The sequence below is a fragment of the Streptomyces sp. P9-A4 genome (genome assembly GCF_036634195.1).
Taxonomy (GTDB): Bacteria; Actinomycetota; Actinomycetes; order Streptomycetales; family Streptomycetaceae; genus Streptomyces.
On sequence record NZ_JAZIFY010000001.1, the window covers coordinates 1,899,185 to 1,925,122 of the forward strand.

24 protein-coding genes are annotated in these 25,938 nt (G+C 72.7%); 11 read left to right on the plus strand and 13 right to left on the minus strand.

Features of this window, described 5'->3' with window-relative positions:
- Nucleotides 1–45 precede the first annotated feature (45 nt).
- Nucleotides 46–1,020, minus strand: coding sequence for a carbohydrate kinase family protein (locus V4Y03_RS08535; protein ID WP_332434522.1), 975 nt, complete (start codon nucleotides 1,018–1,020; stop codon nucleotides 46–48).
- A gap of 134 nt (nucleotides 1,021–1,154) precedes the next feature.
- On the opposite strand from V4Y03_RS08535, the gene V4Y03_RS08540 reads away from it, so the two are divergent.
- The gene (locus tag V4Y03_RS08540) at nucleotides 1,155–1,361 is read left to right on the plus strand and encodes a hypothetical protein (RefSeq protein ID WP_332434523.1); all 207 of its coding nucleotides are present in this window, start codon (nucleotides 1,155–1,157) and stop codon (nucleotides 1,359–1,361) included.
- A 66-nt stretch (nucleotides 1,362–1,427) separates the two neighbouring features.
- Nucleotides 1,428–2,936 (plus strand): hypothetical protein, encoded by a 1,509-nt coding sequence (locus tag V4Y03_RS08545; RefSeq protein WP_332434524.1) that lies wholly within the window; start codon nucleotides 1,428–1,430, stop codon nucleotides 2,934–2,936.
- Nucleotides 2,937–3,035: 99 nt separating this feature from the next.
- Here V4Y03_RS08545 and V4Y03_RS08550 read toward each other — a convergent pair whose 3' ends face one another.
- Nucleotides 3,036–3,392: a HesB/IscA family protein gene (locus tag V4Y03_RS08550; RefSeq protein ID WP_015033024.1), complete on the minus strand. Its 357-nt coding sequence runs from the start codon at nucleotides 3,390–3,392 to the stop codon at nucleotides 3,036–3,038.
- A 249-nt stretch (nucleotides 3,393–3,641) separates the two neighbouring features.
- Here V4Y03_RS08550 and nadA point away from each other — a divergent pair, with 249 nt between their 5' ends.
- A complete protein-coding gene (gene nadA, locus V4Y03_RS08555) occupies nucleotides 3,642–4,838 on the plus strand; it encodes a quinolinate synthase NadA (RefSeq protein WP_332434525.1) in 1,197 nt (398 codons plus the stop codon).
- A 73-nt stretch (nucleotides 4,839–4,911) separates the two neighbouring features.
- Here the strand turns inward: nadA and V4Y03_RS08560 are convergent, their stop codons facing one another.
- From V4Y03_RS08560 to V4Y03_RS08580, 5 genes are all read right to left on the minus strand, one after another.
- Nucleotides 4,912–8,040 carry an efflux RND transporter permease subunit gene (locus tag V4Y03_RS08560; protein WP_332434526.1) on the minus strand — a complete coding sequence of 1,043 codons (3,129 nt, stop codon included), beginning with the start codon at nucleotides 8,038–8,040 and terminating at the stop codon, nucleotides 4,912–4,914.
- Between the two features lie 177 nt (nucleotides 8,041–8,217).
- Entirely contained in the window at nucleotides 8,218–8,907 is a 690-nt protein-coding gene (locus V4Y03_RS08565; protein ID WP_317876079.1) for a response regulator transcription factor, read from the minus strand.
- Nucleotides 8,904–10,145, minus strand: coding sequence for a sensor histidine kinase (locus V4Y03_RS08570; protein WP_332434527.1), 1,242 nt, complete (start codon nucleotides 10,143–10,145; stop codon nucleotides 8,904–8,906). Before V4Y03_RS08570 ends, V4Y03_RS08565 begins: the two co-directional genes overlap by 4 nt.
- Nucleotides 10,146–10,357: 212 nt before the next feature.
- Entirely contained in the window at nucleotides 10,358–10,636 is a 279-nt protein-coding gene (pspAA, locus tag V4Y03_RS08575; RefSeq protein ID WP_332434528.1) for a PspA-associated protein PspAA, read from the minus strand.
- Nucleotides 10,637–10,655: 19 nt separating this feature from the next.
- Nucleotides 10,656–11,450 carry a PspA/IM30 family protein gene (locus V4Y03_RS08580; RefSeq protein ID WP_317876082.1) on the minus strand — a complete coding sequence of 265 codons (795 nt, stop codon included), beginning with the start codon at nucleotides 11,448–11,450 and terminating at the stop codon, nucleotides 10,656–10,658.
- A gap of 362 nt (nucleotides 11,451–11,812) precedes the next feature.
- Between V4Y03_RS08580 and V4Y03_RS08585 the strand changes: the two genes are divergently transcribed.
- The 3 genes from V4Y03_RS08585 to V4Y03_RS08595 all read left to right on the plus strand — a co-directional run bounded on the left by V4Y03_RS08585 (nucleotide 11,813) and on the right by V4Y03_RS08595 (nucleotide 14,464).
- A complete protein-coding gene (locus V4Y03_RS08585; RefSeq protein WP_317876083.1) occupies nucleotides 11,813–12,415 on the plus strand; it encodes a DUF3043 domain-containing protein in 603 nt (200 codons plus the stop codon).
- A gap of 68 nt (nucleotides 12,416–12,483) precedes the next feature.
- Nucleotides 12,484–13,257, plus strand: coding sequence for a methyltransferase domain-containing protein (locus tag V4Y03_RS08590; protein ID WP_317876084.1), 774 nt, complete (start codon nucleotides 12,484–12,486; stop codon nucleotides 13,255–13,257).
- A 121-nt stretch (nucleotides 13,258–13,378) separates the two neighbouring features.
- Complete coding sequence (locus V4Y03_RS08595; RefSeq protein ID WP_332434529.1) at nucleotides 13,379–14,464, plus strand: S1C family serine protease; 1,086 nt, start codon at nucleotides 13,379–13,381, stop codon at nucleotides 14,462–14,464.
- A gap of 240 nt (nucleotides 14,465–14,704) precedes the next feature.
- On the opposite strand, the gene V4Y03_RS08600 is transcribed toward V4Y03_RS08595, so the two are convergent.
- The gene (locus V4Y03_RS08600; RefSeq protein ID WP_317876086.1) at nucleotides 14,705–14,911 is read right to left on the minus strand and encodes a hypothetical protein; all 207 of its coding nucleotides are present in this window, start codon (nucleotides 14,909–14,911) and stop codon (nucleotides 14,705–14,707) included.
- A 91-nt stretch (nucleotides 14,912–15,002) separates the two neighbouring features.
- Here V4Y03_RS08600 and V4Y03_RS08605 point away from each other — a divergent pair, with 91 nt between their 5' ends.
- From V4Y03_RS08605 to V4Y03_RS08620, 4 genes are all read left to right on the plus strand, one after another.
- Nucleotides 15,003–16,205, plus strand: coding sequence for a bifunctional adenosylcobinamide kinase/adenosylcobinamide-phosphate guanylyltransferase (locus V4Y03_RS08605; RefSeq protein ID WP_332434530.1), 1,203 nt, complete (start codon nucleotides 15,003–15,005; stop codon nucleotides 16,203–16,205).
- A 47-nt stretch (nucleotides 16,206–16,252) separates the two neighbouring features.
- Entirely contained in the window at nucleotides 16,253–17,329 is a 1,077-nt protein-coding gene (gene cobT / locus V4Y03_RS08610) for a nicotinate-nucleotide--dimethylbenzimidazole phosphoribosyltransferase (RefSeq protein WP_317877923.1), read from the plus strand.
- 123 nt (nucleotides 17,330–17,452) lie between these two features.
- Entirely contained in the window at nucleotides 17,453–19,216 is a 1,764-nt protein-coding gene (locus V4Y03_RS08615; RefSeq protein ID WP_332434531.1) for a phosphatidylglycerol lysyltransferase domain-containing protein, read from the plus strand.
- The gene (locus tag V4Y03_RS08620) at nucleotides 19,213–19,935 is read left to right on the plus strand and encodes a hypothetical protein (protein ID WP_332434532.1); all 723 of its coding nucleotides are present in this window, start codon (nucleotides 19,213–19,215) and stop codon (nucleotides 19,933–19,935) included. Before V4Y03_RS08615 ends, V4Y03_RS08620 begins: the two co-directional genes overlap by 4 nt.
- Here V4Y03_RS08620 and V4Y03_RS08625 read toward each other — a convergent pair.
- Nucleotides 19,863–20,639 (minus strand): hypothetical protein, encoded by a 777-nt coding sequence (locus V4Y03_RS08625; RefSeq protein WP_317877920.1) that lies wholly within the window; start codon nucleotides 20,637–20,639, stop codon nucleotides 19,863–19,865. The genes V4Y03_RS08620 and V4Y03_RS08625 overlap by 73 nt on opposite strands.
- Nucleotides 20,640–20,706: 67 nt before the next feature.
- Between V4Y03_RS08625 and cobS the strand changes: the two genes are divergently transcribed.
- The gene (gene cobS, locus V4Y03_RS08630) at nucleotides 20,707–21,471 is read left to right on the plus strand and encodes an adenosylcobinamide-GDP ribazoletransferase (RefSeq protein ID WP_332434533.1); all 765 of its coding nucleotides are present in this window, start codon (nucleotides 20,707–20,709) and stop codon (nucleotides 21,469–21,471) included.
- A gap of 41 nt (nucleotides 21,472–21,512) precedes the next feature.
- Here cobS and V4Y03_RS08635 read toward each other — a convergent pair whose 3' ends face one another.
- From V4Y03_RS08635 to pelF, 4 genes are read right to left on the minus strand one after another with little or no spacing between them, the layout of a single operon-like run.
- Complete coding sequence (locus V4Y03_RS08635; protein ID WP_332434534.1) at nucleotides 21,513–22,307, minus strand: endo alpha-1,4 polygalactosaminidase; 795 nt, start codon at nucleotides 22,305–22,307, stop codon at nucleotides 21,513–21,515.
- Entirely contained in the window at nucleotides 22,304–22,921 is a 618-nt protein-coding gene (locus tag V4Y03_RS08640; protein WP_317878935.1) for a spherulation-specific family 4 protein, read from the minus strand. Before V4Y03_RS08640 ends, V4Y03_RS08635 begins: the two co-directional genes overlap by 4 nt.
- A 12-nt stretch (nucleotides 22,922–22,933) precedes the next feature.
- The gene (locus tag V4Y03_RS08645) at nucleotides 22,934–24,385 is read right to left on the minus strand and encodes a hypothetical protein (RefSeq protein ID WP_332434535.1); all 1,452 of its coding nucleotides are present in this window, start codon (nucleotides 24,383–24,385) and stop codon (nucleotides 22,934–22,936) included.
- Nucleotides 24,382–25,929, minus strand: coding sequence for a GT4 family glycosyltransferase PelF (gene pelF, locus V4Y03_RS08650; RefSeq protein WP_332434536.1), 1,548 nt, complete (start codon nucleotides 25,927–25,929; stop codon nucleotides 24,382–24,384). The genes V4Y03_RS08645 and pelF overlap by 4 nt, the downstream gene beginning before the upstream one ends.
- Nucleotides 25,930–25,938 lie beyond the last annotated feature (9 nt).

Genomic DNA, 25,938 nt, shown 5'->3' on the forward strand with positions numbered 1-25,938 from the left:
GGACATGCTGCGGGGCCCGCGTGCGCGGGCCCCGGGCAGGTGGCGTCAGGTCAGGTGCGACCGGACCTCGGCGGCGGCGTCCTCGCCGTAGGCCTTGGTGAAGCGCTCCATGAAGTTGGCGCGGCGCAGGGTGTACTCCTGGGTGCCGAGGGTCTCGATGACCAGGGTGGCCAGCATGCAGCCGACCTGCGCGGCGCGCTCCAGGCCGACGCCCCAGGACAGGCCGGTGAGGAAGCCGGCGCGGAAGGCGTCGCCGACGCCGGTCGGGTCGACCTTGGCGGTCTCCTCGGGGCAGCCGACCTCGATCGGGGTGTCGCCGACGCGCTCGATGCGCACACCGCGCGAGCCGAGGGTGGTGACCCGGTGGCCGACGCGGGCGAGGATCTCGGCGTCGGTCCAGCCGGTCTTGGACTCGATGAGGCCCTTCTCGTACTCGTTGGAGAAGAGGTAGGTCGACCCGTCGAGGAGCGTGCGGATCTCCTCGCCGTCCATGCGGGCGATCTGCTGCGAGAAGTCGGCGGCGAAGGGGATGCCGCGCGTCTTGCACTCCTCGGTGTGGCGGAGCATCGCCTCGGGGTCGTCGGCGCCGATCAGGACCAGGTCGAGCCCGCCGACGCGGTCGGCGACGGCCTTGAGCTCGATCAGCCGGGCCTCGCTCATCGCGCCCGTGTAGAAGGAGCCGATCTGGTTGTGGTCCTTGTCCGTGGTGCAGACGAAGCGGGCGGTGTGCAGGACCTCGGAGATCCGCACCGAGCCGGTGTCGACGCCGTGCCGGTCGAGCCAGCCCCGGTACTCGTCGAAGTCGTAGCCTGCCGCGCCCACCAGGACCGGGCTGCCGCCGAGCTGGCCCATGCCGAAGCAGATGTTGGGGCCGACACCGCCCCTCCGGACGTCGAGGTTGTCGACGAGGAAGGAGAGCGACACCGTGTGGAGCTGGTCGGCCACGAGCTGGTCGGCGAACCGGCCGGGGAAGGTCATGAGGTGGTCGGTGGCGATGGAGCCGGTGACTGCGATACGCACGGCGGGGTGCTCCTGCGGGAAGGCGGCAATGACAGACAGTTCACGCTACCGGGTGGGGGCGCGCCTGCCGAACAGTGGAAACTACCCCAGAGTAGGCCTTTTCCCCGGGGGCGTGCGGTGCTTACGGTGCGCCCATGACCCTCTACCCCGCTTCACGTGAGCGACACGAGTCCGAGTTGAGCCTCGCCGACCTGCGGGGTGACAGCGCTCTGATGGCTCCGCACTGGGTGACCCCCGCCTCCCCCGTACCCGTCCCGGTCTCCCCGGCGTTGATCCACGGGGTCGTCGTACCGGCGGCTTCGGCACGGCTGATCGACGCCACGGCCGAATACGGGGGCTGACGGACGGAACCGTCCGCCCGCCCGCTCCGTCCCATCGGCGTCCGGTCGAGACGAAGGAGCTTTGCGGTGAGCGGTACGGAGAACGTACGGAGGCGACGGAACATCCTGGCCGCCTCGGTGGCGGCGGGTGTGCTGCTCGCCGGGGGCGGCGGGGTCTACCTGGCCGGCACGGCGTCCGGTGACGACACCGGACCGGCGGGCCGGGCCGCCGACGCGGCCGGGCCCCCACCGCCGCTGCGGCTCGGAGGCGGCGGCGGTACGGGCACCGGCGGCGAGAGCGCCACCCGGGGCGGTCCCGGGATCGCGCCCGGCGAGCCCGACCCCGGCGGCGGTCCGAACGGGACCGTCTACACAGCCAAGGGCCCACTCCCCCAAGGGCCCTCCTCGGCCGCGGTCCACCGGCCCGAGGGCCTGGTCACCTCCGCGGAGGTGACCAGGCTGGCCGGCGCGCTGGGCGTCTCCGGCCGTCCGGCCCTGGTGGGGGACGTCTGGACGATCCGGCCCGAGAAGGACGGTTCGGGGCCGCGGCTCGACGTGGCGAAGCGGGCACCGGGGAACTGGACGTACTCCTGGTACGACGGCGGACCGGTCGGCGACACCTGCCTGAAGGGCAAGGCCTGCCCGCCGCCCGGCGAGCCCTCGAAGCAGTCGCCGGGCGGTACGCCGCTGAGCGAGGCGGCGGCGAAGGCGGCGGCGGCTCCGGTCCTGAAGGCGCTCGGCCAGGACGGCGCGAAGGTCACCGCGAGCCAGGTGGTGAACGGTTCGGTGCGGGTGGTCAACGCCGATCCGGTGGTGAGCGGGCTGCCGACCTACGGCTGGTCGACGGGGCTGCACATCGGGCGGGACGGGAAGCCGGTCTCCGGGAGCGGGATGCTCAAGGTGCCGGTGCGCGGCGCCACGTATCCGGTGGTCGGGGCGTCGAAGGCGCTCGCCGCGCTGAACGACGAGTCCAAGGGCGCCGGCCCCGTCGGTGTCGGGGGCTGCCCGACCGGGCCGCCTTCGTCGCCGGGTGACGTCATCGGGAGCGGGAAGATCGAGAGCGACGGGCAGACCGAGCCCGGCGGGCCCTGCCGGACGGTCGTGGACAGGGCGCAGCCGGAGCGGGTGGCGGTGACGGGCGCGGTGTTCGGTCTGGCCGCGCGCGAGGTGGACGGCGAGCGGCTGCTCGTGCCGTCCTGGCTGTTCACGGCGGACCCGGACGACGGGGCGCCGTACACGGTGCCGGAGACGGCGGTGGCGCAGGAGTACCTGGCGCCGCCCGCGAAGCCCTCGCCGACGCCTCCTCCCGGGGACGGCGGCACGGCGCCGGCACGGCAGGTCGAGTCGTACCGCTCGGAGGACGGCGGGCGGAAGCTCGCGGTCACCTTCTGGGGCGGGGTGTGCAGCACGTACGGGGTGACGGCCGAGGAGCGTCCGGAGCGGGTGGCGGTGCGGATCACCGAGGCGCCGGTCGACCCGGACCGGGTCTGCGTCATGGTCGCCAAGGAGTTCACCCGGACCGTGACGCTCCAGGTGCCGCTGGGCTCCCGTCCGGTGGTCGACGCGGCGAGCGGCGCGGCGGTGCCGCGGCGCTGAACCGCCGGGACCGGGGCCGGGGAGCCGGTCCGGCCGGGGCATGCGTGAGGGCGGCGGCCCGGGAGTGATCCCGGGCCGCCGCCCTCACGTACGTACGGCTTAGCTGAACGAGTCGCCGCAGGCGCAGGAGCCCGTGGCGTTCGGGTTGTCGATCGTGAAGCCCTGCTTCTCGATGGTGTCGACGAAGTCGATCGAGGCGCCGCCCAGGTACGGGGCGCTCATGCGGTCGGTGACGACCTTGACGCCGTCGAAGTCCTTCACGACATCGCCGTCGAGCGAACGCTCGTCGAAGAACAGCTGGTAACGCAGGCCGGAGCAGCCACCGGGCTGAACGGCGACGCGCAGGGCCAGATCCTCGCGGCCTTCCTGGTCGAGGAGGGCCTTGACCTTGGCCGCGGCGGCGTCGGACAGGAGGATGCCGTCGCTGACAGTGGTCTTCTCGTCCGATACGGACATCTGCTTCTCTCCCGGTGTGTACGGAGACTGCTTGCCGACGGTTGCAACCGACGGTGCCCCGGATTCATTCCGGGCCGCGTGGGGTCTTTCCCCCTTCATGCTCGCACACCCTGTCCAGCTGCGGGGACGACGAAGGCCAGGGACGGCGAAGGCGAATTCGTCACATCGACACTATGGACATCGTCAACGTGACGTGAAGGGGTTATGATAGATAGCGTCATTTCGACGAAAAGGTTCCCCGAAGAAAGGGTGCGTGACGTGACCACGGCCCAAACCCGTCCTGAGCTCGACGTACAGCCGACGCCGCTCGCCCTGCTCCTGCTCGGTCGCGAGGCCGACCCGAAGAGCGAGCGCGGCGTGGAGTGTCCCGGCGATCTGCCGTCTCCCTCCGACCCGGACCTGGTGGAGCGCGCCCGCGCCGCCAAGGAGAAGCTCGGGGACAAGGTCTTCGTCCTCGGCCACCACTACCAGCGCGACGAGGTCATCCAGTTCGCCGACGTCACCGGCGACTCCTTCAAGCTCGCCCGCGACGCCGCCGCCAAGCCGGAGGCCGAGTACATCGTCTTCTGCGGTGTGCACTTCATGGCGGAGTCGGCCGACATCCTCACCGGCGACGAGCAGAAGGTCGTCCTGCCGGACCTGGCGGCCGGCTGCTCGATGGCCGACATGGCCACCGCCGAGCAGGTCGCGGAGTGCTGGGACGTGCTGACCGAGGCCGGCATCGCCGAGCAGGTCGTGCCCGTCTCGTACATGAACTCCTCGGCCGACATCAAGGCCTTCACCGGCAAGCACGGGGGCACGATCTGCACCTCGTCCAACGCCGAGCGGGCCCTGAACTGGGCCTTCGAGCAGGGGGAGAAGGTGCTGTTCCTGCCGGACCAGCACCTGGGCCGCAACACCGCCGTCCGCGACATGGGCATGTCCCTGGACGACTGCGTGCTCTACAACCCGCACAAGCCCAACGGCGGGCTGACCGTCGAGGAGCTGCGCGCCGCCAAGATGATCCTGTGGCGGGGCCACTGCTCGGTGCACGGCCGCTTCTCGGTGGACTCGGTGAACGACGTGCGCGCGCGCATCCCGGGCGTGAACGTGCTCGTCCACCCCGAGTGCAAGAACGAGGTCGTCGCCGCCGCCGACTACGTGGGCTCGACCGAGTACATCATCAACACCCTGGAGGCGGCCCCGGCCGGTTCCAAGTGGGCCATCGGCACCGAGCTGAACCTCGTCCGGCGGCTGGCGAACCGTTTCGCCGACCAGGACAAGGAGGTCGTCTTCCTCGACAAGACGGTCTGCTTCTGCTCGACCATGAACCGCATCGACCTGCCGCACCTGGTGTGGACCCTGGAGTCGCTGGCCGAGGGCAACCTCGTCAACCAAATCCGGGTCGACAAGGAGACGGAGAGCTTCGCCAAGCTCGCGCTGGAGCGGATGCTGGCGCTGCCGTAACGGTTCTCCCGTACGTACGCCGGAAGGGGCGCCCCACGAGCTCGTGGGGCGCCCCTTCGTCATGCCGTACGGATCAGACCGCGGCCGGCTCCTTCGCCTGCGGCGGGACCGCCGTCTCGCCGGGCGCCCCGCCCTTCCTCGCCGCCTTCTTCTTCGCGCGGCGCTCCTTGCGGAGCTCCACCATCGCGTAGAGCGTCGGGACGAGCAGCAGGGTCAGCAGCGTCGAGGTGATCAGACCGCCGATCACCACCACGGCCAGCGGCTGGGCGATGAAGCCGCCCTCGCCGGTGATGCCGAGCGCCATCGGCAGCAGGGCGAAGATCGTCGCCAGGGCGGTCATCAGGATCGGGCGGAGCCGGTGCCGGCCGCCCTCGATGACCGCTTCGACGACGCCGAGGCCCTGGGCCCGGTACTGGTTGATCAGGTCGATCAGGACGATGGCGTTGGTGACGACGATGCCGATCAGCATCAGCATGCCGATCATCGCCGGTACGCCCATCGCGGTGTCGGTGACCACCAGGAGACCGATCGCGCCGGTGGCCGCGAACGGGACCGAGACCAGCAGGATCAGCGGCTGGATCAGCGACCTGAAGGTCGCGACCAGGAGCATGAAGACGATCGCGACGGCCGCGAGCATCGCCAGGAACAGTTTGAGGAAGGCATCGGACTGGTCCTCGGAGACACCGCCGATGGTGGCGGAGGCGCCCTCGGGCAGATCCAGGGACTTGATCTTCGACTGGAGGGTGGCGCTCACCGCGCCGGTGTTGTCACCGACCGGCTTGGCCGTGATCGTCGCGGCGCGGGCGCCGTCGATCCGGGTCATCGAGACCGGGCCGGGGACCAGCTCGACGGTGGCGATGTCGCCCAGCTTCACCGGGCCGAGCGGCAGGGCCTTGAGCCCGGCCAGGGTGGTGGCCGGACGCGCCGAGGTGATCAGGACGTCCCGCTCGCTGTCGTCGAGGATCGCCTTGGCGGCCGGGGTGCCCCGAACGGCCTGGGCGACGATCATGCCGAGCGAGGTGGAGTCGAAGCCCGCGTCGGCCGCCTTGGCGTTGGCCCTGACGGAGATCCGGGGCACGGACTGCGAGAGGTCGCTCTGCACGTCGGTGACGTCCTTGAGCCCGGCGACCGCCGCGCGGACCTGCTCGGAGGCCTTCCTGAGGACCTCGGCGTCGCCGGCCTTGACGACCACGCTCAGGTCCTGGCTGCCGAAGCCGCCGCCGGCCGAGACGGTGGTGTCGCCGATGCCGTCGAGGGAGCCGAGGCCCTTCTCGATGGTCTCGCGGACCTTCTCGGAGGAGGCGGACTCCTCCAGGCTGACCTGGTAGGTGGCCTGGTTGGTGCCGGTGCCGCCGCCGAAGGCCGCCATGAAGCCGGACGAGCCGACGTTGACCTGGTAGTCCTTGACGCCCTCGGTGTCCGCGAGGAGCTTCTCGATCTTCTTCGCGGCGGCGTCGGAGGCGTCCAGGCCGGTGCCGGGCGCCAGCTCCTGCCGGATGCTGAGCACCTCCTGCTCGCCCTGGTCGAAGAAGTTCGTCTTCAGGAGCGGGGCCATGCCGAAGGTGACGACGAGGACGGCGAACGCGATGGCGAGGCTGGTCAGCCGGCGCCGGGTCGCGAACCGCAGGACCGGCACATAGAGACGCTGGAGACGGCTCTTCTCCTCCTTCTCCTCGGCCAGCCTGCGGGCCTCCGCCAGATCGTCCGGGGTGCCCTTGGGGGCGCGCAGGAACCAGTACGAGAGGACCGGGACCACGGTCAGCGAGACGAGCAGCGAGGCGAGCAGGGCCGCCGTGACCGTCAGCGAGAACGAGCCGAACAGCTCGCCGATCATGCCGCCGGCCAGGCCGATCGGCAGGAAGACGGCAACGGTGGTGAGGGTCGAGGAGGTGACGGCGCCCGCCACCTCGCGGACGGCGGTGAGGATCGCGGTCTGGCGCTCCTCGCCGTAGCCCAGGTGCCGCTTGATGTTCTCCAGGACCACGATCGAGTCGTCGACGACCCGGCCGATGGCGATGGTGAGCGCGCCGAGCGTCAGCATGTTGAGCGAGAGGTCACGGGTCCACAGCACGATCAGGGCGAGGACGACCGAGAGCGGGATGGAGACGGCGGTCACCAGGGTCGAGCGGATCGACGCGAGGAAGACCAGGATCACCAGGACGGCCATGACGAGGCCGAGCGCGCCCTCGGTGGTCAGTCCGGAGACGGCCTTGGCGACGGCCGGGCCCTGGTCGGAGACCACGGTCAGCTCGGCGCCCGCGCCGAGGGCGGCGCGCAGCTCGGGCAGCTTCTCCTTGACGGCGTCGGAGATCGCGACGGCGCTGCCGTCCTTGTCCATGGTGGCCATCACGGCGAGGCTGGGCTTGCCGTTGGTCCGGGTCAGGGAGACGCGCGGCGACTCCTGCTGGCGGACGGTGGCGACATCGCCGAGCCGGACCGCCTTGCCCTTGCCGGGGACGGCCGCGGGGATGCGCAGGTCCTCGATCTGGCGCAGCGAGGTGTAGCCGCCGCCGACCTGGATGGTGCGGTTCTTCCCGGCCTCGGAGAAGGAGCCGGCCGGGATCGTGCCGCCGCCGGAGCGGAGGGCCTCGGCGAGCTTCATGGAGTTGAGTCCGGCCGCGGCGAGCTTCGTGTCGTCCGGGGTGACGGAGACCTGGAGGTCCTGGACGCCGCTGACGGAGACCTGGCCGACGCCGTCGATGTCCTCGAGGGCGGGCACGACGGTCCGCTCCAGGAGGTCGGCGAGCGCCTGCGGGTCCTTGTCGGAGGCGGCGGCGAGGACGACGGTCGGTATGTCGTCCGTCGAGCCGGCCACGACCTGCGGGTCGACCGAGTCGGGCAGCTGGGCGCGGGCCCGGTTCACGGCCTGCTGGACGTCGGCGACGAGCTGCTTCGTCGACTCGTCGCCGTAGTCGAAGGAGGCCATGACGAGGGCCATGCCCTCGGAGGCGGTGGAGGTGACGCCCTTCAGGCCGTCGACGGCCTTCAGGTTGTTCTCCAGGGGCTCCACGACCTGCTTCTCGACCACATCGGGAGAGGCGCCCTGGTAGGGGGCGAGGATCGAGACCATCGGCAGCTCGATCGAGGGGAACAACTGCTGCTTCAGCTGCGGGATCGCGATCGCGCCGAACACGATCGCGACGATGGAGATCAGCCCGATCAGGGCCCGTTGCGCGAGGCTGAATCTGGACAGCCAGGACATGGGGTCTCTCTTCTGTGGCGTACTCGTCGACAGGCGGGAGCAGCCAAGACCCCGGCCGGGATCCGCTGGATCCGCCGGGGGCGCCCCCCGTCTATACGATCTGCCATCGAGCGCCGGAAGTCCTCGGTCCCCGGGTCCAGATCCTTATCCGGCGCATACCGCGTCTGGAGTACGCGCTCACTCCACCCGGGGGCGTACGAGACCGGACTCGTAGGCCGTGACCACCAGCTGGGCCCGGTCGCGGGCGCCGAGCTTGGCCATGGCCCGGTTGACATGGGTCTTCACGGTGAGCGGGCTGACGTCGAGCCGGTCGGCGATCTCGTCGTTGGAGAGGCCGCCGGCGACCAGGACGAGGACCTCGCGCTCCCGGGCGGTGAGCGCGGACAGCCGCTCGGTGCGGGCCGCACCGCCCCCGCCGACGTCCTCCGCGCCGGGGCCCTGCGCGAGGAACGTGGCGATCAGGCCCTTGGTGGCGGCCGGGGAGAGCAGCGCCTCGCCCGCGTGCGCGATCCGGATCGCGCCGAGCAGTTCCTCGGGCTCGGCCCCCTTGCCGAGGAAGCCGGAGGCGCCGGCGCGCAGCGACTGCACGACGTACTCGTCGACCTCGAAGGTGGTCAGCATGACGATCCGCACCTCGGACAGCTCCGGGTCGGCCGTGATCATGCGGGTGGCGGCGAGGCCGTCCGTGCCCGGCATCCGGATGTCCATGAGGACGACATCGGCCTTCTCGGAGCGGGCGAGGGCCACGGCCTGGGCGCCGTCGGCGGCCTCGCCGACGACCTCCATGTCCGGTTCGGAGTCGACCAGCACCTTGAAGGCGCTGCGCAGCAGGGCCTGGTCGTCGGCGAGCACTACCCGGATCGTCATCGGTCCTCCCCCGTTCGGGACGTCACGGGCAGTATCGCCTGGACCCGGAACCCGCCGCCGTACCGGGGGCCCGCGGTCAGGGTGCCGCCGAAGGCGCCGACCCGTTCGCGCATGCCGAGGAGGCCGTGGCCGCCGTGGGGAGCGGGGTCCCCGGCTGCGGGCGGGCCGCCGTTGTCGAGGACGGTGATCTCGACCGTACGGCCCACCCGGACGACGCTCACCTCGGCCTCCGCGTCCGGTCCCGCGTGCTTGCGCACATTGGTCAGGGCCTCCTGCACGATCCGGTACGCGGCCAGGTCGACGGTCGCGGGCAGCGGCGACTCGCCGTCGGTACGGGCCAGGGCGACCGGGAGGCCGGCCTTGCGGAAGGTGTCGAGGAGCCCGTCGAGGACGGCGAGGCCGGGGGCCGGTTCGGTGGGCGCCTCCGGGTCGCCGGACTGGCGCAGCAGGCCGACGGTGGCGCGCAGCTCGTCGAGGGCGGAGCGGCTGGCCTCCCGGACGTGCACGAGGGCCTCCTTGGCCTGGTCGGGGCGCTTGTCCATGACGTGGGCGGCGACGCCCGCCTGCACGTTGACCAGGGCGATGTGGTGGGCGACGACGTCGTGGAGGTCGCGGGCGATCCGCAGCCGCTCCTCGGCGACCCGGCGGCCGGCCTCCTCCTCGCGGGTCCGCTCGGCCCGTTCGGCGCGCTCCCTTATCGCGTCGACGAAGGCCCTCCGGCTGCGCACGGCGTCACCGGCGGCGGCCGCCATGCCCGTCCAGGCGAAGACGCCGAGGTTCTCCTGCGCGTACCAGTGGGTGGGGCCGAAGGCCATGGCCGCGACGGTCAGCAGCGCCATGGTGACGAGGCCGACCCGCCAGGTGGTGGGCCGGTCCGTGCGGGAGGCGACCGTGTAGAGCGCGACGACGGCACTCATGGCGATGGGGGCGGGCCGGTTGTCGCCGATCAGTTCCACGAGGGTGACGGCCACGGTGAAGCAGAGCACCCGGAGCGGGAAGCGGCGGCGCAGCACCAGCGCGACGGCCCCGGCGACCATGATCAGGACGCTCGTCACGCCGGGCACGTGGTCGCCGAAGGTCGGCCCGGTCCGGCTGCCGTGCGGATCGGTGAACGACCCGGCGATCATGCAGATGAGCGCGCCGAACGCCACGGTCGCGTCGAAGGCGAGCGGATGCCCGCGGAACCAGTCGCGGAAGCGGGCGAAGCGGGTGCCGGTGGCAGGGCCGGTGGGGGTCACGGGGAACAACGGTACGGGGCGGGAGGCGGGACCCGTACGGGAAAGCGCGGAGTCCCGCCACCCCGGAGGGCGACGGGACTCGTCGTACAGCACGGTCGGCCCGGAATGGGGCGGGGTTCGCACCCCGCCGATCGGCCGGGACCGGGACGTGTGGTGAGCCCGGGACCGGCCGGGGTTCGCACCCCGCCGATCGGCCGGAATCAAGCCCCCGGTCAGCCCGGGATCAGGCCGTCGTCGGAGAGCATCTCCTTGACCTCGTCCAGGCCCGCGCCCGGAGACGGGAGGATCAGCTCCGAGGGTTCCAGGGCGTCGTCCGGCAGTGGCTCGCCGAACCGCCGCACGGCGTCGAGGAGGGCGCCCAGCGTGCGCCGGAACCCTTCCTCGTCCCCCGACTCCAGCTCCGCGAGCAGCTCGTCGTCCAGCTTGTTCAGCTCGACGAAGTGGCTGTCGGCCAGCTTCAGCTGGCCCTCCCCCATGATCCGCACGATCATGACGCGTCCTGTCTGTCGCCTACTTCTCGAACCGCGGGTGGGACTGCTGCGTGTTGTCCTGGGGCGCCGCCGCGCCACCGCCCTCGATCGCCTGCTGCTGGGCCGACGGGCCGCCCGCCAGCTCGGCCTTCATCCGCTGGAGCTCCAGCTCGACGTCCGTACCGCCGGACAGCCGGTCCAGCTCCGCCTGGAGGTCGTCCTTCCCGAGCCCGGACTGGTCGTCCAGGGCGCCGGAGGCGAGCAGCTCGTCGATCGCGCCTGCGCGCGCCTGGAGCTGGGCGGTCTTGTCCTCGGCCCGCTGGATCGCGAGGCCGACGTCGCTCATCTCCTCCGAGATACCGGAGAAGGACTCGGCGATCCGGGTCTGCGCCTGGGCCGCCGTGTAGGTCGCCTTGATGGTCTCCTTCTTGGTGCGGAAGGCGTCCACCTTGGCCTGGAGGCGCTGGGCGGCGAGCGTGAGCTTCTCCTCCTCGCCCTGCAGCGTCTGGTGCTGCACCTCCAGGTCGCTGACCTGCTGCTGGAGCGCGGCCCGCCGGGACAGCGCCTCGCGCGCCAGGTCCTCGCGGCCGAGGGCGAGCGCCTTGCGGCCCTGGTCCTCCAGCTTGGAGGACTGGCCCTGCAACTGGTTCAGCTGGAGTTCCAGCCGCTTGCGGGAGGTGGCGACGTCGGCGACGCCGCGCCGCACCTTCTGCAGCAGCTCCAACTGCTTCTGGTACGAGTAGTCGAGCGTCTCGCGCGGATCCTCGGCCCGGTCAAGGGCCTTGTTCGCCTTCGCGCGGAAGATCATCCCCATACGCTTCATGACACCGCTCATGGGCTTCGCGCGCCCCCTTCTGACGGACTTCGGCTCCAGCTCTACGACAGGATCCACACTACGGGCCCTGTCTCCATTACCGCACTGTTCGGAGCGTGATGCGCTCCTCCCCAAGGACGACTACGTCCGGTGCTCCCTCCCGCGCAGGGAGTAGATGGATCTAGGGGAACCCTCGGTGGTCCCACGTACGAACCGCGTACGAACCGCGCACACATCGCGTACGCACACCTCGAAGACGCAGTCCGCTCCGCTGTCGCTCCGCCAATGCCGAAGAATTTTTCAAGATCTTTTCGAAGCATTGCTATCAGATCGTTCCCGCCCTGCCTGGGGTTCATGCCCACCACCCCGTACCCTTGGGTTTTGTGTTCCGTAGCCGTTCGAAGGAAGAGAAGGCCCCCACCGACAAGGTGACGGCGGACCTCTCCAAGCAGCCCCGCGACCCCGAGGCCCCCAAGGGCCGCCCGACGCCGAAGCGGAGTGAGGCGCAGACCCAGCGCCGTCGCGCCGCGACGGTGCCGACCGACCGCAAGGAGGCATCCAAGCGCCAGCGCGAGGCACGCCGCTCCGACCTGGCCCGCCAGCGCGAGGCGCTGGCCAGCGGTGACGAGCGTTATCTGCCGGCCCGTGACAAGGGTCCGGTCCGCCGCTTCGTGCGCGACTTCGTCGACTCGCGCTTCGCGATCGCCGAGTACTTCCTGCCGATGGCCGTGGTGATCCTCGTGCTGTCGCTGTTCGGCAACGCCAACCGGGGGCTGCAGAACATCTCGCTGCTGCTCTGGCTCGGCGTGATCATCCTGATCGTCATCGACTCGATCGGCATCTGGATCCGGCTCCGGAAGCAGCTCAACGAGCGCTTCCCGAACGAGCCGAAGCGTGGCGCCATCGCCTACGGCCTGATGCGTACGCTCCAGATGCGCCGCCTGCGACTGCCCAAGCCGCAGGTCAAGCGCGGAGAGCGGCCCTGAGCGCCGACAGCTCGGAGCAGCCCGTCGAGCGTGCTTTCGGCGCGGCGACGTCGGAGTCGGGCGGCCCCGTGCTGCCCGTCGCGCACTGGCCCACCGGCTCCGGCGGGCTGCGCGACACCATCCGGCAGGAGATCGTCGCCCGTCAGCTCGACGAGCAGATATCCGGCCGCTACCCGGTGGGCCAGCGGCTGCGCATCCTCGACGCGGGCATGGGCCAGGGCACTCAGGCGCTGCGCCTCGCCCGCGCGGGGCACACCGTCACCGGTCTCGAAGCCGATCCGGACCTGCTGAAGGCGGCCCGCGACTCGCTGGCGACCGAGCCGGCCGGGATCCGCGAGCGGGTCCGGCTGATCGAGGGCGACGGGCGCGAGACCGGGGTGCACTTCCTCCCCGGCAGCTTCGACGTGGTCCTCTGCCACGGCGTGCTCATGTACGCGGACGAGCCCGACGCGCTGCTCGCCGGCCTGGCCCGGATGCTGGCCCCCGGCGGACTCCTCTCCCTCGTCGTACGGAACGCGGAGGCCCTCGCCATGCGGCCGGGGCTCGCCGGGGACTGGTCCGGGACGCTCACCGCCTTCGACTCGGACGTCTACACCGACGACAACGGCGTGAAGGTGCGGGCCGACCGCCTGGACGCGCTGACGGCGACGCTGGCGGGCATCGCGGCACCGCTGCACGCCTGGTACGGAGTGCGGGTCTTCACCGACGGCATCCCGCGCGAGGCGGGGCTGCCGGCCGCTGATGAGCTGGACCGGCTGCTCGCCTCCGAAGACCGGGCGGGCCGCACGGAACCGTACCGGCGGCTGGCGGCGCTGCTGCACCTCTGCGGGGTACGGGGCTGACGCGGCGCGACCGCCGTACGGTCGCCGCCGCCGTGTACGCGGGGCCCCGGTTCGGGGTCCCGCACCCCTGATCGGGTGAGTCCGCCGGGCCCGGGGGCGGGATGAAACGGATACTCCGGACATGGACGTATCTCGCGCCCCTGCGCGTGCCCGTGCCCGTACGCCCCGGCTCCTCCTCCCTCTGACCGCCTCGGTGTGCGCCGCCGCGCTCGCCGGCGGGTGCTCCTCCGGCGGGGCCGCGACCGCGCCCGAGCGCTCCACCCAGGCGGCGGCGCCGCTCTCCTCGAACCAGCTCCAGGACGACTACCAGGCCGTCATCCGGAACGTCCTGCCGTCGGTGGTGCAGATCGACGCGAGCGCGAGCCTCGGCTCCGGAGTGGTCTACGACGACAAGGGCCATGTCGTCACCAACGCGCACGTGATCGGCCAGGAGAAGACCTTCAAGGTCGCCGCCGCCACCGGCGGGCAGGCGGTCACCGCCCGGCTCGTCTCCTCGTACCCCGAGCAGGACCTCGCGGTCATCAAGCTGGAGTCGCTGCCGCAGGGCCTGAAGGCGGCGAAGTTCGGCGACTCCTCCGGCGTCGACATGGGGCAGATCGTCCTCGCGATGGGCTCCCCGCTCGGTCTGTCCGGCAGCGTGACACAGGGCATCGTCTCGGCGACCGGCCGCACGGTCAGCGAGGGGCAGACCGGTGGCGGGACCGGCGCCACCATCGCGAACATGGTCCAGACCTCGGCGGCGATCAACCCGGGCAACAGCGGGGGCGCCCTGGTGAACCTCGACAGCCAGGTGATCGGCATCCCGACGCTCGCGGCGACCGATCCGGAGCTGGGCGGCGGTTCGGCTCCGGGGATCGGGTTCGCGATCCCGGCGTCGATGGTCCGGACGATCGCGGACCAGATCATCAAGGACGGCAAGGTGACGGACTCGGGCCGGGCGGCCCTGAACATCACCGGCCGTACGGTGCTCGACGACAACTACAACCCCGCGGGCGTCGCGGTGGTCGAGGCGCCGGCCGACGGCGCGGCGGGCAAGGCGGGCCTGAAGCCGGGCGACGTGATCACCCGGCTCGGGGACACCGACATCACGACGATCACGTCCCTGGCGGAGGCACTGGCCTCGATGAACCCGGGCGACAAGGTGACGACGACGTACGTCCGTGGCACGAAGACCCAGAAGACGGAGATCACCCTGGGCGAGATGTGACGCACCCCGGATCCGAGGGGGCGGAGGCACGGAACCCGAAAGCCCCGGGCCGGGCGGGAAGCGCCGGGCCCGGAGCTCCGAGGCCCGGCCGGAGCCACTCGCCCCCGGGCGCCCCGGGGCGGGCCGAAGGGGGTGCCGGGGACCGCGTCCCCCGCACCCCCCTCCCCGGCCGCCGGGCGCCCCGGGGCCTGGCGTCACACTCCCGCCTGCCGGGCGACGACGGGAGTGTGACGACAGGTCCTAGCCCTCCGCGTCGAGGGGCATCGGGCCGTAGATCTTCGTGTCGTCCTCCGACAGCGTCACCTGGGCCGCGCCGCCGCCCAGGAGGTCACGCCAGTGTTCGCCGATCCAGCTCTCCGCGTCGCCCTGGGTGGTGAACTCCTCCGGAGTCACCACCGGCTCGACCTCCGTGCCGTCGGACTTCTCGAACCGCCACGTCCATGCCATGTCCGCCTCCTGGCGCTCACCGGATGATCGGTTTCCTGCCCGCAGAGTAGCCGGGCGCGCACGGCTCGCGGTGGCGCGGGAGGATCTGAGGGTGGAACTGACTCTGCTCGGCACCGGCGCCCCGCTCGGCCTCCCCCGCCCCGACTGCCCCTGCGCCGTGTGCGCGCTCTCCCTCGGCCCCCGGGTCCGCGCCGCGACGGCGCTGCTGGTGGACGGGGCCCTGCTGCTCGATCTGACCCCGGGGGCCGCGCTGGCGGCGGCCCGTTCGGGGCACTCGCTGGTGGGCGTACGGCAGGTGCTGCTGACGCATCCGCACGACGGGCCCGCCGTCGAGGTGCCCGCCGGGCTTCCGACGGCGGGGCGGGTGCCGGACGGCCGGGAGTTGACGCTGATCTCCGGGCACCGGGTGCGGGCGGTCGCGATGGACTCCCCCGGCACCGGGTACGAGGTGACCTCGGCGGGCGGCGAGCGGCTCCTCTATCTGCCGCCCGGCGGGGCTCCGGCGGGGCTCCCGGAGGACCACCGGACGCCGTACGACATGGTCGTCGCCGATGTGACGGGCCGGCCGGACGCGCTGGCCAGGCTGCGGGCGACCGGCGCGGTGGGCCCGGCGACCGAGGTGATCGCCGTCCATCTGGACCACGACGCGCCGACGGGCGCGGAGCTGGACCGGCGGCTCACGGCGGCGGGGGCGCGGGCGGTGCCGGACGGGACGACGCTGTACGTGGGCGAGTACCACGAGGTGCCGGACGTGCCGCGCCGGACGCTGGTGACCGGCGGCGCCCGGTCGGGCAAGTCCGTGGAGGCCGAACGGCGCCTGGAGTCCTTCCCCGAGGTGCTGTACGTGGCGACGGGCGGGACCCGGGAGGGCGACCCCGAGTGGGCGGAGCGGGTGGGCCTGCACCGAGAGCGGCGGCCGGGTTCCTGGCGTACCGCCGAGACCTGCGATCTCGTACCCCTGCTCGACGGGGACGGGCCCGCGCTCCTGGTGGACTGTCTGTCGCTGTGGCTGACGGACGCCATGGACCGGGTGGGCGCCTGGGACGACGAAACGTGGGCGGGCGGCGGGCAAACGGCGCTGCGGGAGCGGACGGCGGAGCTGGTGGCCGCGGTGCGGGCCACCCGTCGCACGGTCGTCGCGGTGACGAACGAGGTGGGTTCGGGGGTGGTGCCGGCGACGGCGGCGGGGCGGCGCTTCCGGGACGAGCTGGGCCGGCTGAACGCGGCCTTCGCCGACGAGTGCGAGGAGGTCCTCCTCGTGGTCGCCGGTCAGCCGTTCGTACTGCGCGGGTAGGGTGCGAGCACCTATGGCCCTCGCTGATTGTCACAAGGCGGAAACCCGTGAACCTGGACGACTTCTCCGATCTGATCGAGCGCCCCGACGGGGGGATCCGGCGTGACGCCGAGGAGCGCCGTGAGCGGCTGACCGTGCCGCCGGGCGCGCTCGGCCGGCTCGACGAGCTGGGTGAGTGGCTGTCGGCCGCGCAGGCCTCGGCCGAGGTGCGGGCGATCGAGCAGCCGAAGGTGGTGCTCTTCGCGGGCGATCACGGGATCGCCTCGCTCGACGTGTCGGGGCGCCCGGCGGGCACCGCGCACGAGCTGGTGCGCGCGGTCCTGGAGGGGGCGAGCCCGGTCGCGGTGCTCGCCCGCTCGGCGGAGGTCCCGGTGCGGGTCGTGGACGCCGGGCTGGACTGCGACCCGGAGCTGCTGCCCGCCGATGTGGTGCGCCACCGGGTGCGGCGGGGCAGCGGGCGGATCGACATCGAGAACGCGCTGACGGTCGAGGAGACCGAGGCGGCGGTCCGGCTGGGCATCGCCATCGCCGACGAGGAGGCGGACTCGGGCACCGATCTGGTGGTGCTCGGTGATCTGAGCGTCGGCGGGACGACCTCGGCGTCGACGCTGATCGCGGCCCTGTGCGGGACGGACGCCTCCGTGGTCACCGGCCGGGGCGGCGCCGGGATCGACGATCTGGCGTGGATGCGGAAGTGCGCGGCGGTCCGGGACTCGCTGCGGCGGGCCCGGCCGGTGCTCGGCGACCAGCTGGAACTGCTCGCGGCGGTCGGCGGGGCGGACCTGGCGGCGATGACCGGGTTCCTGCTCCAGGCCTCGGTGCGGCGGATGCCGGTGATCCTGGACGGTGTGGTGGGCGCGGCCTGCGCGCTGGTGGCGCAGCGGGCGGCGTTCCGGGCGCCGGACTGGTGGCTGGCGGGCCAGGTGAGCGGGGAGCCGGCGCAGGCGAAGGCGCTGGACCGGATGGCGCTCAACCCTCTGCTCGACCACGGCGTCCATGTGGGTGAGGGAACCGGGGCACTGCTCGCGCTTCCCCTCGTCAGGGCCGCGGCGGCGCTCGCCGCGGAGCTGCCCGAACGTCCGGACCCGACCGCTCCGGACGCCGAGGGCGACTCCGGGCTCTGACGGCGGGGTCCGACGCGGGGAGACGGACCCACCGACGCCGGGACAGCGGCCGGGCGCGACGCGCGCGTGGCCGTCTCCGGCGTCTCCGCACGGCGAGCGGCACGCCCCATATGATCGCTTTTCATGGGAGAGGCCCGCTTGTCCGCCGAAGGAGCGCCCCGGGGTACCACCGCCCGTTCACGGCGCAGCGCCGCGTTCGCCGTCTGGTATCTGCGCGTCGTCACGTTCATCAATTTCCTGAGTGCCGTGTGGGTCTCCTTCGGGCAGGACCTGCGCCGCCACAACGAGGACAACTACTTCACCCCGTACATGCTCACCGCGGGCTTCGCCTCGGGGGTCTTCACGCTCTTCCTGGCGATCACCATGCGGCGCCGCAAGCGAGCCGCGTGGATCCTCAACCTGGTGCTCAGCGGGCTCTTCCTGTTGCTCTTCGCGCTGGTGATGATCTTCCCCGAGATCCGGCAGCACGCCCAGAACTGGATCTCGCTGGGCCTGACCGCTGTGTTCGTCCTCGCGCTGCTGCTCGGCCGCAAGGAGTTCTACGCGAAGGGCGACCGCTCCAACCCGTGGCTGGCCGCGATCGTGGCGGTCGGCGGACTGCTCGTGACCTCGCTGCTCGCGGCCGTCCTGGTCACCGTCACCAACACCGCCACCACCCCCTCCACCTTCCTGGAGCGGTGGCGGTACGGCGTGATGCGGCTGATCACCCTGGCCGCCGACGACTCCCGTATCGCCGGGATCAGCACCCCCGGCTGGGTCGACGTCACCATCAACGTGCTGTCCACGCTGCTGCTCATCGCGGTGCTGTTCGCCGCCTTCCGCTCCCGCCGGGCCGTCGACCCGCTGACCGAGGAGGACGAGGAGAAGCTGCGGCTGCTGCTGGACAAGAACGGCGACCGCGACTCGCTCGGCTACTTCGCGCTGCGCCGCGAGAAGAGCGTCGTGTGGTCGCCGAGCGAGAAGGCCGCCGTCACCTACCGGGTGGTCGGCGGGGTGTCGCTGGCGTCCGGCGACCCGATCGGCGACCCCGAGGCCTGGCCCGGCGCCATCGAGCCCTGGCTCGCCGAGGCCCGCGAGCACGGCTGGATCCCGGCCGTGATGGGGGCGAGCGAGGAGGCCGGCACCATCTACGCCCGGCACGGTCTGGACGCCCTGGAGCTGGGCGACGAGGCGATCGTGGAGACCGACGAGTTCACCCTCGACGGCCGGGCGATGCGGACGGTGCGGCAGGCCTTCAACCGGGTGAAGCGGGCCGGTTACGAGGTCCGCATCCGGCGCCACGAGGACATCCCGGCCGACGAGATGGCCGAGCTGCTGCGCAAGGCCGACGACTGGCGGGACGGCGCCACCGAGCGCGGCTTCTCGATGGCGCTCGGCCGGCTCGGGGACCCGCACGACGGCCGCTGCGTGATGCTGGAGTGCACCGACGAGCAGGGGGCGCTGCGGGCCGTGCTGTCCTTCGTGCCCTGGGGGCCGCAGGGGCTCTCGCTCGACCTGATGCGCCGCGACCGCGACTCCGAGAACGGTCTGATGGAGTTCATGGTCATCGAACTCCTCCAGCGCGCCAAGGAGATCGGGATCACTCAGGTCTCGCTGAACTTCGCGATGTTCCGCTCCGTCTTCGAACGTGGCTCGAAGCTCGGGGCGGGACCCGTGCTGCGCATGTGGCGTTCACTGCTCAGCTTCTTCTCCCGCTGGTGGCAGATCGAGTCGCTGTATCGCGCCAACGCCAAGTACCGACCGATCTGGGAGCCCCGATTCATGCTCTTCGAGAAGAGTGCGGACCTGCTGCGCATCGGCCTCGCGGCCGGCCGTGCGGAGGGGTTCCTGGAGGCCCCCGGGCTGCCGAAGTGGCTGCACCGCAGACATCTGGAGGGCGGCCGTTGAGCCGGGGCTTCCGGGACTTCGCCCGCCGCGAGTGGGGGCCGCTGTTCTCCACCGTACGGACGGCGCTCGTCACGCAGCGGTGGAGGGCGGTCCCGATGACGCTCGCCGCGGTCTGTCTCACCGCCCTGTTCCAGGTGGTGCAGAACCAGGACTGGGGCTATCAGGCGGTCCAGGACATCGGTTCCGTACGGGCCGAGGACCCTCTGTGGCTCTCGCTGCTCCGGACCCCGCTCTCGCTCTTCGTGCCCGCGCTCGACCTGCCGGTGTGGGGCGCCCTCGCCCAGGTCCTGCTGGTGTTCGGGATCGCCGAGATCTGTCTCGGCCGGTGGCGGACCCTCACGGTCGCCTATCTGGCCACGCTCGCCGGGACGCTGTACGCGCGCGTGGGCATCGCGCTCGGGCCCGACGGCCCGCTCGGGCTGCCCGCCTCCGACGCGCAGGTCGTCGACACCGGGCCGTCGGCCGCCGTCGTCGGCCTCGCCGTGTACGTGTGCTGGCGGCTCGGGGCCCGGTGGACGGGCGCGCTGGTGGTCGTGGCGATGGTCGTGGAGGTGATCATCAAGACGAACCTCGCGGGCAAGGAGCATCTGGCGGCCATCGCGGCCGTCCTGGTCCTGATCGCCTTCCAGGCGTGGCGGGAGCGCCGTCAGGACGGGGCGGAGCCGGAGCCGGAGCCCCGGCCCGGGACCCGCTCCTGGAAGCCGCCGATCAGGTCCTGAAAGCGGCGCCGGATCCTGGTCCAGCGCTTGTCGTGCCGGTAGGTGCGGATACGGGAGCGGGCCCGTGCCCGGTGGCGGCGCCCGTAGAACCGGCGGGACCACCAGGAGCCGGGGCGGGCGAGGCGGACGGCGCCGACGATCGCCACGAACGGGACCAGGGTCCCGATCACGGCCATCCGGAACTTCCCCTTCACCAGGGTGATCAGGATGAAGAGGAAGTTCACCACCAGGGTCAGGATGAACGCGGCCCGGTCCTGGCGTTCGCCGGAGCTCATGTCGTCGACGCCGAGTGGTGAGAAGCCGCTCAGGGCCAGCAGGACCAGGGACGCGGTGAGGACGACCACCTCGACGCTCTTGCGGCCCTCGTCGCTCCAGTACACGTCGTCGAGGTGCAGGATCAGCGCGAACTCGTCCAGGACGAGGCCGGCACCGATCCCGAAGACCACCGCGAAGACGGCCCCGCCGACCCCGTGCCGGTCGCTGGCCACCGCGCCGAATCCGCCGAGGACGGTGAGGACCACACCCGGCACGACGTGATGGATGTGGAGCCCGCCGGAGGACACGTTCTTGAACGGCCCCTTCCCCGCCCGGATGAGGCGGGTGACGGTCCGGGTGACCAGGAACGTCACGACGAACGAGGTCAGCGCGAGGAGCATCGGGAGCTTGCCCGGCTCGACGATGTTGCGGGAGAACCAGTGACCCATGCCACCCCGTTCCGATATGCGCGATATGCGCAATCTACCGTCCGGGGGCGGCGATTACCCTGCCCGGATGGACGGCCTGCGTTTCGCCTTCGGCACCCTCACGGTGTTCCCCGCCCGCATCACCCGCTGGGACCGGGACGCGGCGCGGGCCGGCATGCTCTGCGCCCCGCTGGCCGGTCTGGTCGTCGGCCTCTGCGCCGCCGCGCTCGGCGGAGCGTTCCTGGCGCTCGGCTCGGGCCCGCTGCTCGCCGCCGTCGTCAGCACCGCCGTCCCCGCCGTCCTCACCCGCGGCCTCCACCTCGACGGCCTCGCCGACACCGCCGACGGCCTCGGCAGCGCCAAGCCCGCCGAGGACGCGCTGCGCATCATGAAGCAGTCGGACGTCGGCCCGTTCGGCGTGATCGTCCTCCTGCTCGTCCTGCTCGCCCAGGTCGCGGCCCTCTTCGAGCTGTACGGGGAGAGCTGGGCGCACGGCGCGGCCGGCACCGCCCTCGCCGCGACCGTCGCCCGCCTCGCCCTCACCCACGCCTCCCGCCACGGCGTCCCCGCGGCCCGGCCCGAGGGCCTCGGCGCGATCGTCGCCGCGACGGTCCCGGTCCGCTCGGCGACCCTCGCGACGGCGGTGGTCCTGGTGCTCTGCGCCGTGACGGGCCTGCTGTTCTCGCCGTACGACGCGGTCCACAACGTCCTGGCGGCCGGGGCCGCGATGGGCGCGGCGGCGCTGCTGCTGCGCCGCTGCCTGCGGCGGTTCGGCGGGGTGACGGGCGATGTGTTCGGGGCGGTGGAGGAGTCGGCGGCGACGGTGGCCCTGGTGGCGCTCGCACTGGGGTGACCCGCGCCTGATCCACCCCCGGCGCGCCGCCCGCGCCCCCGTCAGCATGGCCGCCGCCACACCCCCAGTTCGTAGTGCTTGAGCATGGAGCTGAGGCCCAGCTTCCGGGCCTGGGGGCAGAACTGTGCCGTCGTCAGTTCGTACTCGACGTGGAAGACGGCCTTGCCCGCCGCCACGAACGGGGCGAGCCGGCCGCACTCGTCGTACTCCGCGCACTGCTCGTTCACCGCGAAGTCGAAGTCCGGGAGCAGCTGCGGGATCTGGTCCAGGTCGTTCTTGAGGCCGACCGCCAGGCCGCGTTCATGGGCCAGGCGGGCGATCAGACGGTTGTAGCGGAGCTGGTCGGCGGCGGTGAGGGGGAAGCCGGTGCGGTTGCGGTAGCCGTCCATGTTGTCGGGTTCGACGGCGTCGAAGCCCTTGTCCCGGCACAGGTCGAGGCGCTTCGCCATGAGCGGTTCGAGGACGTCGGTGCGGCGGATGTCGAGCCAGCGTTCGCCCTCCCAGCCGTTGCCCTTGCCGAGGACGGACTTCGGGAACGCCGCCGCGTCGGGGCGGAAGTCCTCCCAGGCGCCGGTGGAGAGGTAGCAGATGACCTTGCGGCCCCGGCGGTGGAGGTCCGCGACGGCGGACGCCGGGTGGTCGAAGCCGTCGATGTCGTACACGGGGACGTCGACGGTCGGGTCGAGCTTCCCGCTGAGCTGCCACTGCCAGGTCAGGCCGGGCGTCGGCTGCCACCGGTCCGCCCTCGGCTTCGGATCGGGGCCGGGGCCCGGGGCCGCCGTGCAGGCGGTGGCGAGGAGCAGCAGCCCCGCGAGCAGGGGCAGCGGTCGTCTCATCGGGCGGGCTCCAGGAGGTGCGGAAGGGTGCCCCAGGGGTGGGCGCCGGTGCCGGGGACGGCGCAGTGCACCGGGGTGGCCGGGCGGACGCCGGGCGGGGCGGCGTAGACGAGGTGGCAGTAGTGCGGGGCGACGGGCAGGTCGAGCGCCCGGTAGGTGTCCCAGGGGCCCTCGAAGGTGACGAGGAGGTCGGCGAACTCCTCGTATCCCGGGTCGGGGTGGGCGCCGTGGTTGAGCACCAGGGTCGCGGCTCCGGCGGAGCGGGCCGCGACCGCGATCCGGCGGTAGTGGCCGAGGGCGTCGGGCGAGGTCGACACCTGGTCGAGGAAGGCGCCGTCGGTGCCGTACCAGTCGCGGTGCCGGAGCAGGTCGGTGACGACCTCGGCGTGCGGGCGGCGCCCGTAGGCGGTGTCCGCGTAGCCGAGGAGCCGGACGCCGGACGCCCGCAGCCGGCCGGCGCTCTCCGCGAACGCCGGGTCGGGCGCCTCGCCCGCGCCGCTCGCCGGGTTGACGACGACGCCGTACAGGGACGGGGCCGCGTCCACGAGCGCCGACCAGGCCTCGGGACGGTCGGCCGGGTGCTCGTAGAACGGCACCAGGAGGAAACGATTCACGGGCCGAGTCCCCTAGACGCGGTGGGCGGTCGGTCGTACCAGCAGAACACAGGTGAGTACGGCGAGCACGGCGGCCGCTCCCCCGGCCGCCACCGGGCCCGCGGCGGGTTCCGCGGTCTGTGCCGCCGCCGCGAGCAGACACACGGCGGCGGCGCTCAGCACCGCGCCGAAGGCCTGGAGCAGCAGCCCCAGCCACAGCACGGTCCCGATCAGGAGCAGGGTGACGAGCCGCGGGAGTGCCGGCCAGGGCGCCCCCGGCCACGCCAGGGTCGCGGCGAGGGTGAGCCCGACGAGGACCGTGAGGTAGCCGCCGAGGCAGAGCACCAGGGTGCCGGTGACCGCGCGGCGGAACTCACGGGCGGTGGTGAGGGTCCGCAGCCGGGTCAGGCTCTCGCCGCGGAAGCGGTGCAGCAGCCACTCGGCGGGCCCCATGGAGAGGGTCAGCGCCATCACCGCGCCCGCCCCGCTCACCAGCGTGTCGCCGACGCCCGCGTGCAGCACCAGGAGACCGCTGCCGAGGCCGAACAGTCCGTACGGGAAGGAGGCGGCGCGCGGGGGGCCGCCGCGTCCCGCCGCGCCGCGCCGCGCGCCCGGCCGGAGAACGAGCGCGGCGAAGACGGTGCTCGCGGTGAGCGCGGCGAGGAGGAGGGCGGCGCGCAGCGGGTCGGGCAGGTCCCAGCGGAAGGCGGGGACGGCTCCGGCGAGCGGCACCAGGGCGCAGAGCAGGGCCCGTTCGCGGCCGAGAACGAGCAGGACGGTAGCGGCGGCGAGGTAGAGCGACTGCCCGGCGGCGAACAGGGCCGCCGGGATCTCGCCGGGCGCGGCGGTCGCGAGGGCGACGGCCGTACCGGCGAGGGCGCCCGTCGGGGCGCCGAGGAGCAGGGTGCGGGCGGCGGCGGGCCGGTCGCCGAGGCCGAGCCAGGTGTACGCGCGGTGGGACAGGGCCTGGTTCCACACCCAGCCGGTGACGGCGCCCGCGAGGAGCGGGACGGTGCCGCCGGGGAGACCGAACCGGCCGTGCTCCCCGGCGAGGAGGGGTGAGGCGAGGACGTACGCGAGGCCGGGCAGCGCGAAGACGAGGCCGCGCAGGAGGCAGCCCGCGAGCCCGCTGTGCCAGGGCCCGGCGGGCGGCGCCTCCGGGGCGGGGTGGCGCCGCTCCACGCGCGCGTAGAGGTCCTCGGCGAGCTCGAAGGAGTCGGCGCGGCCGTAGGTGAGGCGGATGTGGTCGTCGGTCATGCCGTCGGATTCGAGGAGGGCGGCGATCTCGTCGGGGTGGACGGCGACGGCGGCGAGTCCCCCGATCCGCTCGGTGAGCCGGTCGAGCGGATCGGGGGCGAGGTCGCCCACGGCGGGGTTGCTTCCCGGGGGCCTTCCGGGTGCTCCCGGCGTCTCCGCCCGCGGGCGCGGGATCGCCGGCAGTGGGGTGTGGGTGGTCGGGCGTCTCAGCCAGAGGGAGCCGCTCATGCCGGGGTGCCTCCCGCGACGAGGGTGGGGGTGATGCGGCGGGGCGCGGGCAGGCGGACCGGCCACGGCTTGGGGTGGGCGACGGGGCGTACGGGTCCGGTCCGCTCGCCCGCGAGTTCGCGGTAGATCTGGCGGAAGCCGTCCACCGAGCGGTGCAGGGTGAAGCGGTCGACGACCCGCTGCCGGGCCTGCCGGCCGAGTTCGGCGCGGCGGTCCCCGTCGCGCAGGAGCGCGGTGACGGCGGCGGCCATGACGGCCGGTTCGCGGGGCGGGACGACGATCCCGGCGTCCCCGACGGCCTCCCGGACCCCGCCGACGTCGGTGGAGACGGTGGCCCGGCCGCAGGACATGGCCTCGATGAGGGAGAAGGGGAAGCCCTCGCTGATGGAGGAGAGCATGACCACGCTGCCGGCCGCGTAGGCGGAGGGTACGTCCGAGACGCGGCCCTCGAAGGTGAGGCCGTCGGTGACGCCGAGTTCGGCGGCGAGCTTCTCCAGCCGGGTGAGGTAGTCCTCGTTCCCGGCGGGGACGGGGCCGAACAACCGGAGCCGCAGCTCGGGGAGTTCGGCGCGGCAGATCGCGTACGCCCTGATGAGGGTTTCGAGGTCCTTGATGGGGTCGACGCGCCCGCACCAGCTGAGGGTGGGTGCCTCGGGTTCGGGGCCGGCCTCGGGGAAGAGGGCCGGGTCGACGCCGTTGTAGACGGTGCGGATGCGGTCGACGGGGGCGCCGCCGCGCTCCTCCCAGCGCCGGTTGTACTGGTTGCAGGGGGTGATGAGGTCGGCCTTGCGGTAGCCGAGGGTGTTGAGCTCGCGGTAGAAGCCGAGCATGAGGGCCTTGACGGGCCAGCGCTGCGCGTCGGTGCGGTAGCCGAGGTAGCGCTCGCGGAGGTAGATGCCGTGTTCGGTGAGCAGGAAGGGCACCCCTTCGAAGTGCTGTGCGGCGAGCGCCGGAAGCGTGGCGAGGCCGCTGGAGACGGCGTGCGCGACGCCGTCGGTGGATATCCGGGCGGCGAGCGGCCGCAGGGCGTGTTCGAGCAGGTCGGTGGCGGTGAGCGCGTCGTGGACGGTGGGCCGGGCGGCGAGCGTCGGCAGATGGGGCATGGTCCAGATCCACATCAGGGAGCGCAGCGCGGCCTCGGAGCGCAGGGCCGTGGTCAGCCTTCCCTGGCGGGCGAGTTCGGCCAGTTCGTACAGGCCGGTGCCGAAGTCGCAGTCGGCCCCGGGGTCGAGGAGGGCGAGCAGGACGCGTTCGTAGGCGTCGAGGAAGCGGCGGCGCGTACGCCCCCGCAGGGGCCGGCGTGCGCGCACGGGCGCCGCCGGCCCCTGCGGGAGGCCCCAGAGGGGGTACGCGGTGTGCCGGGTGACGTTGGACGGCAGCTCCCAGGTGACGGGCTCGCGGCCGCTGCCGATGAGGGCGAGGATCTCGAAGTCGACCTCGGGCATGCCGCGGACGAGCTGGTCGCACCAGGTGCTGACGCCGCCGTGGACGTGCGGGTAGGTGCCTTCGGTGAGCATGGTGACGTGACGGCCACGGCTCGGCATGTGCGTTCC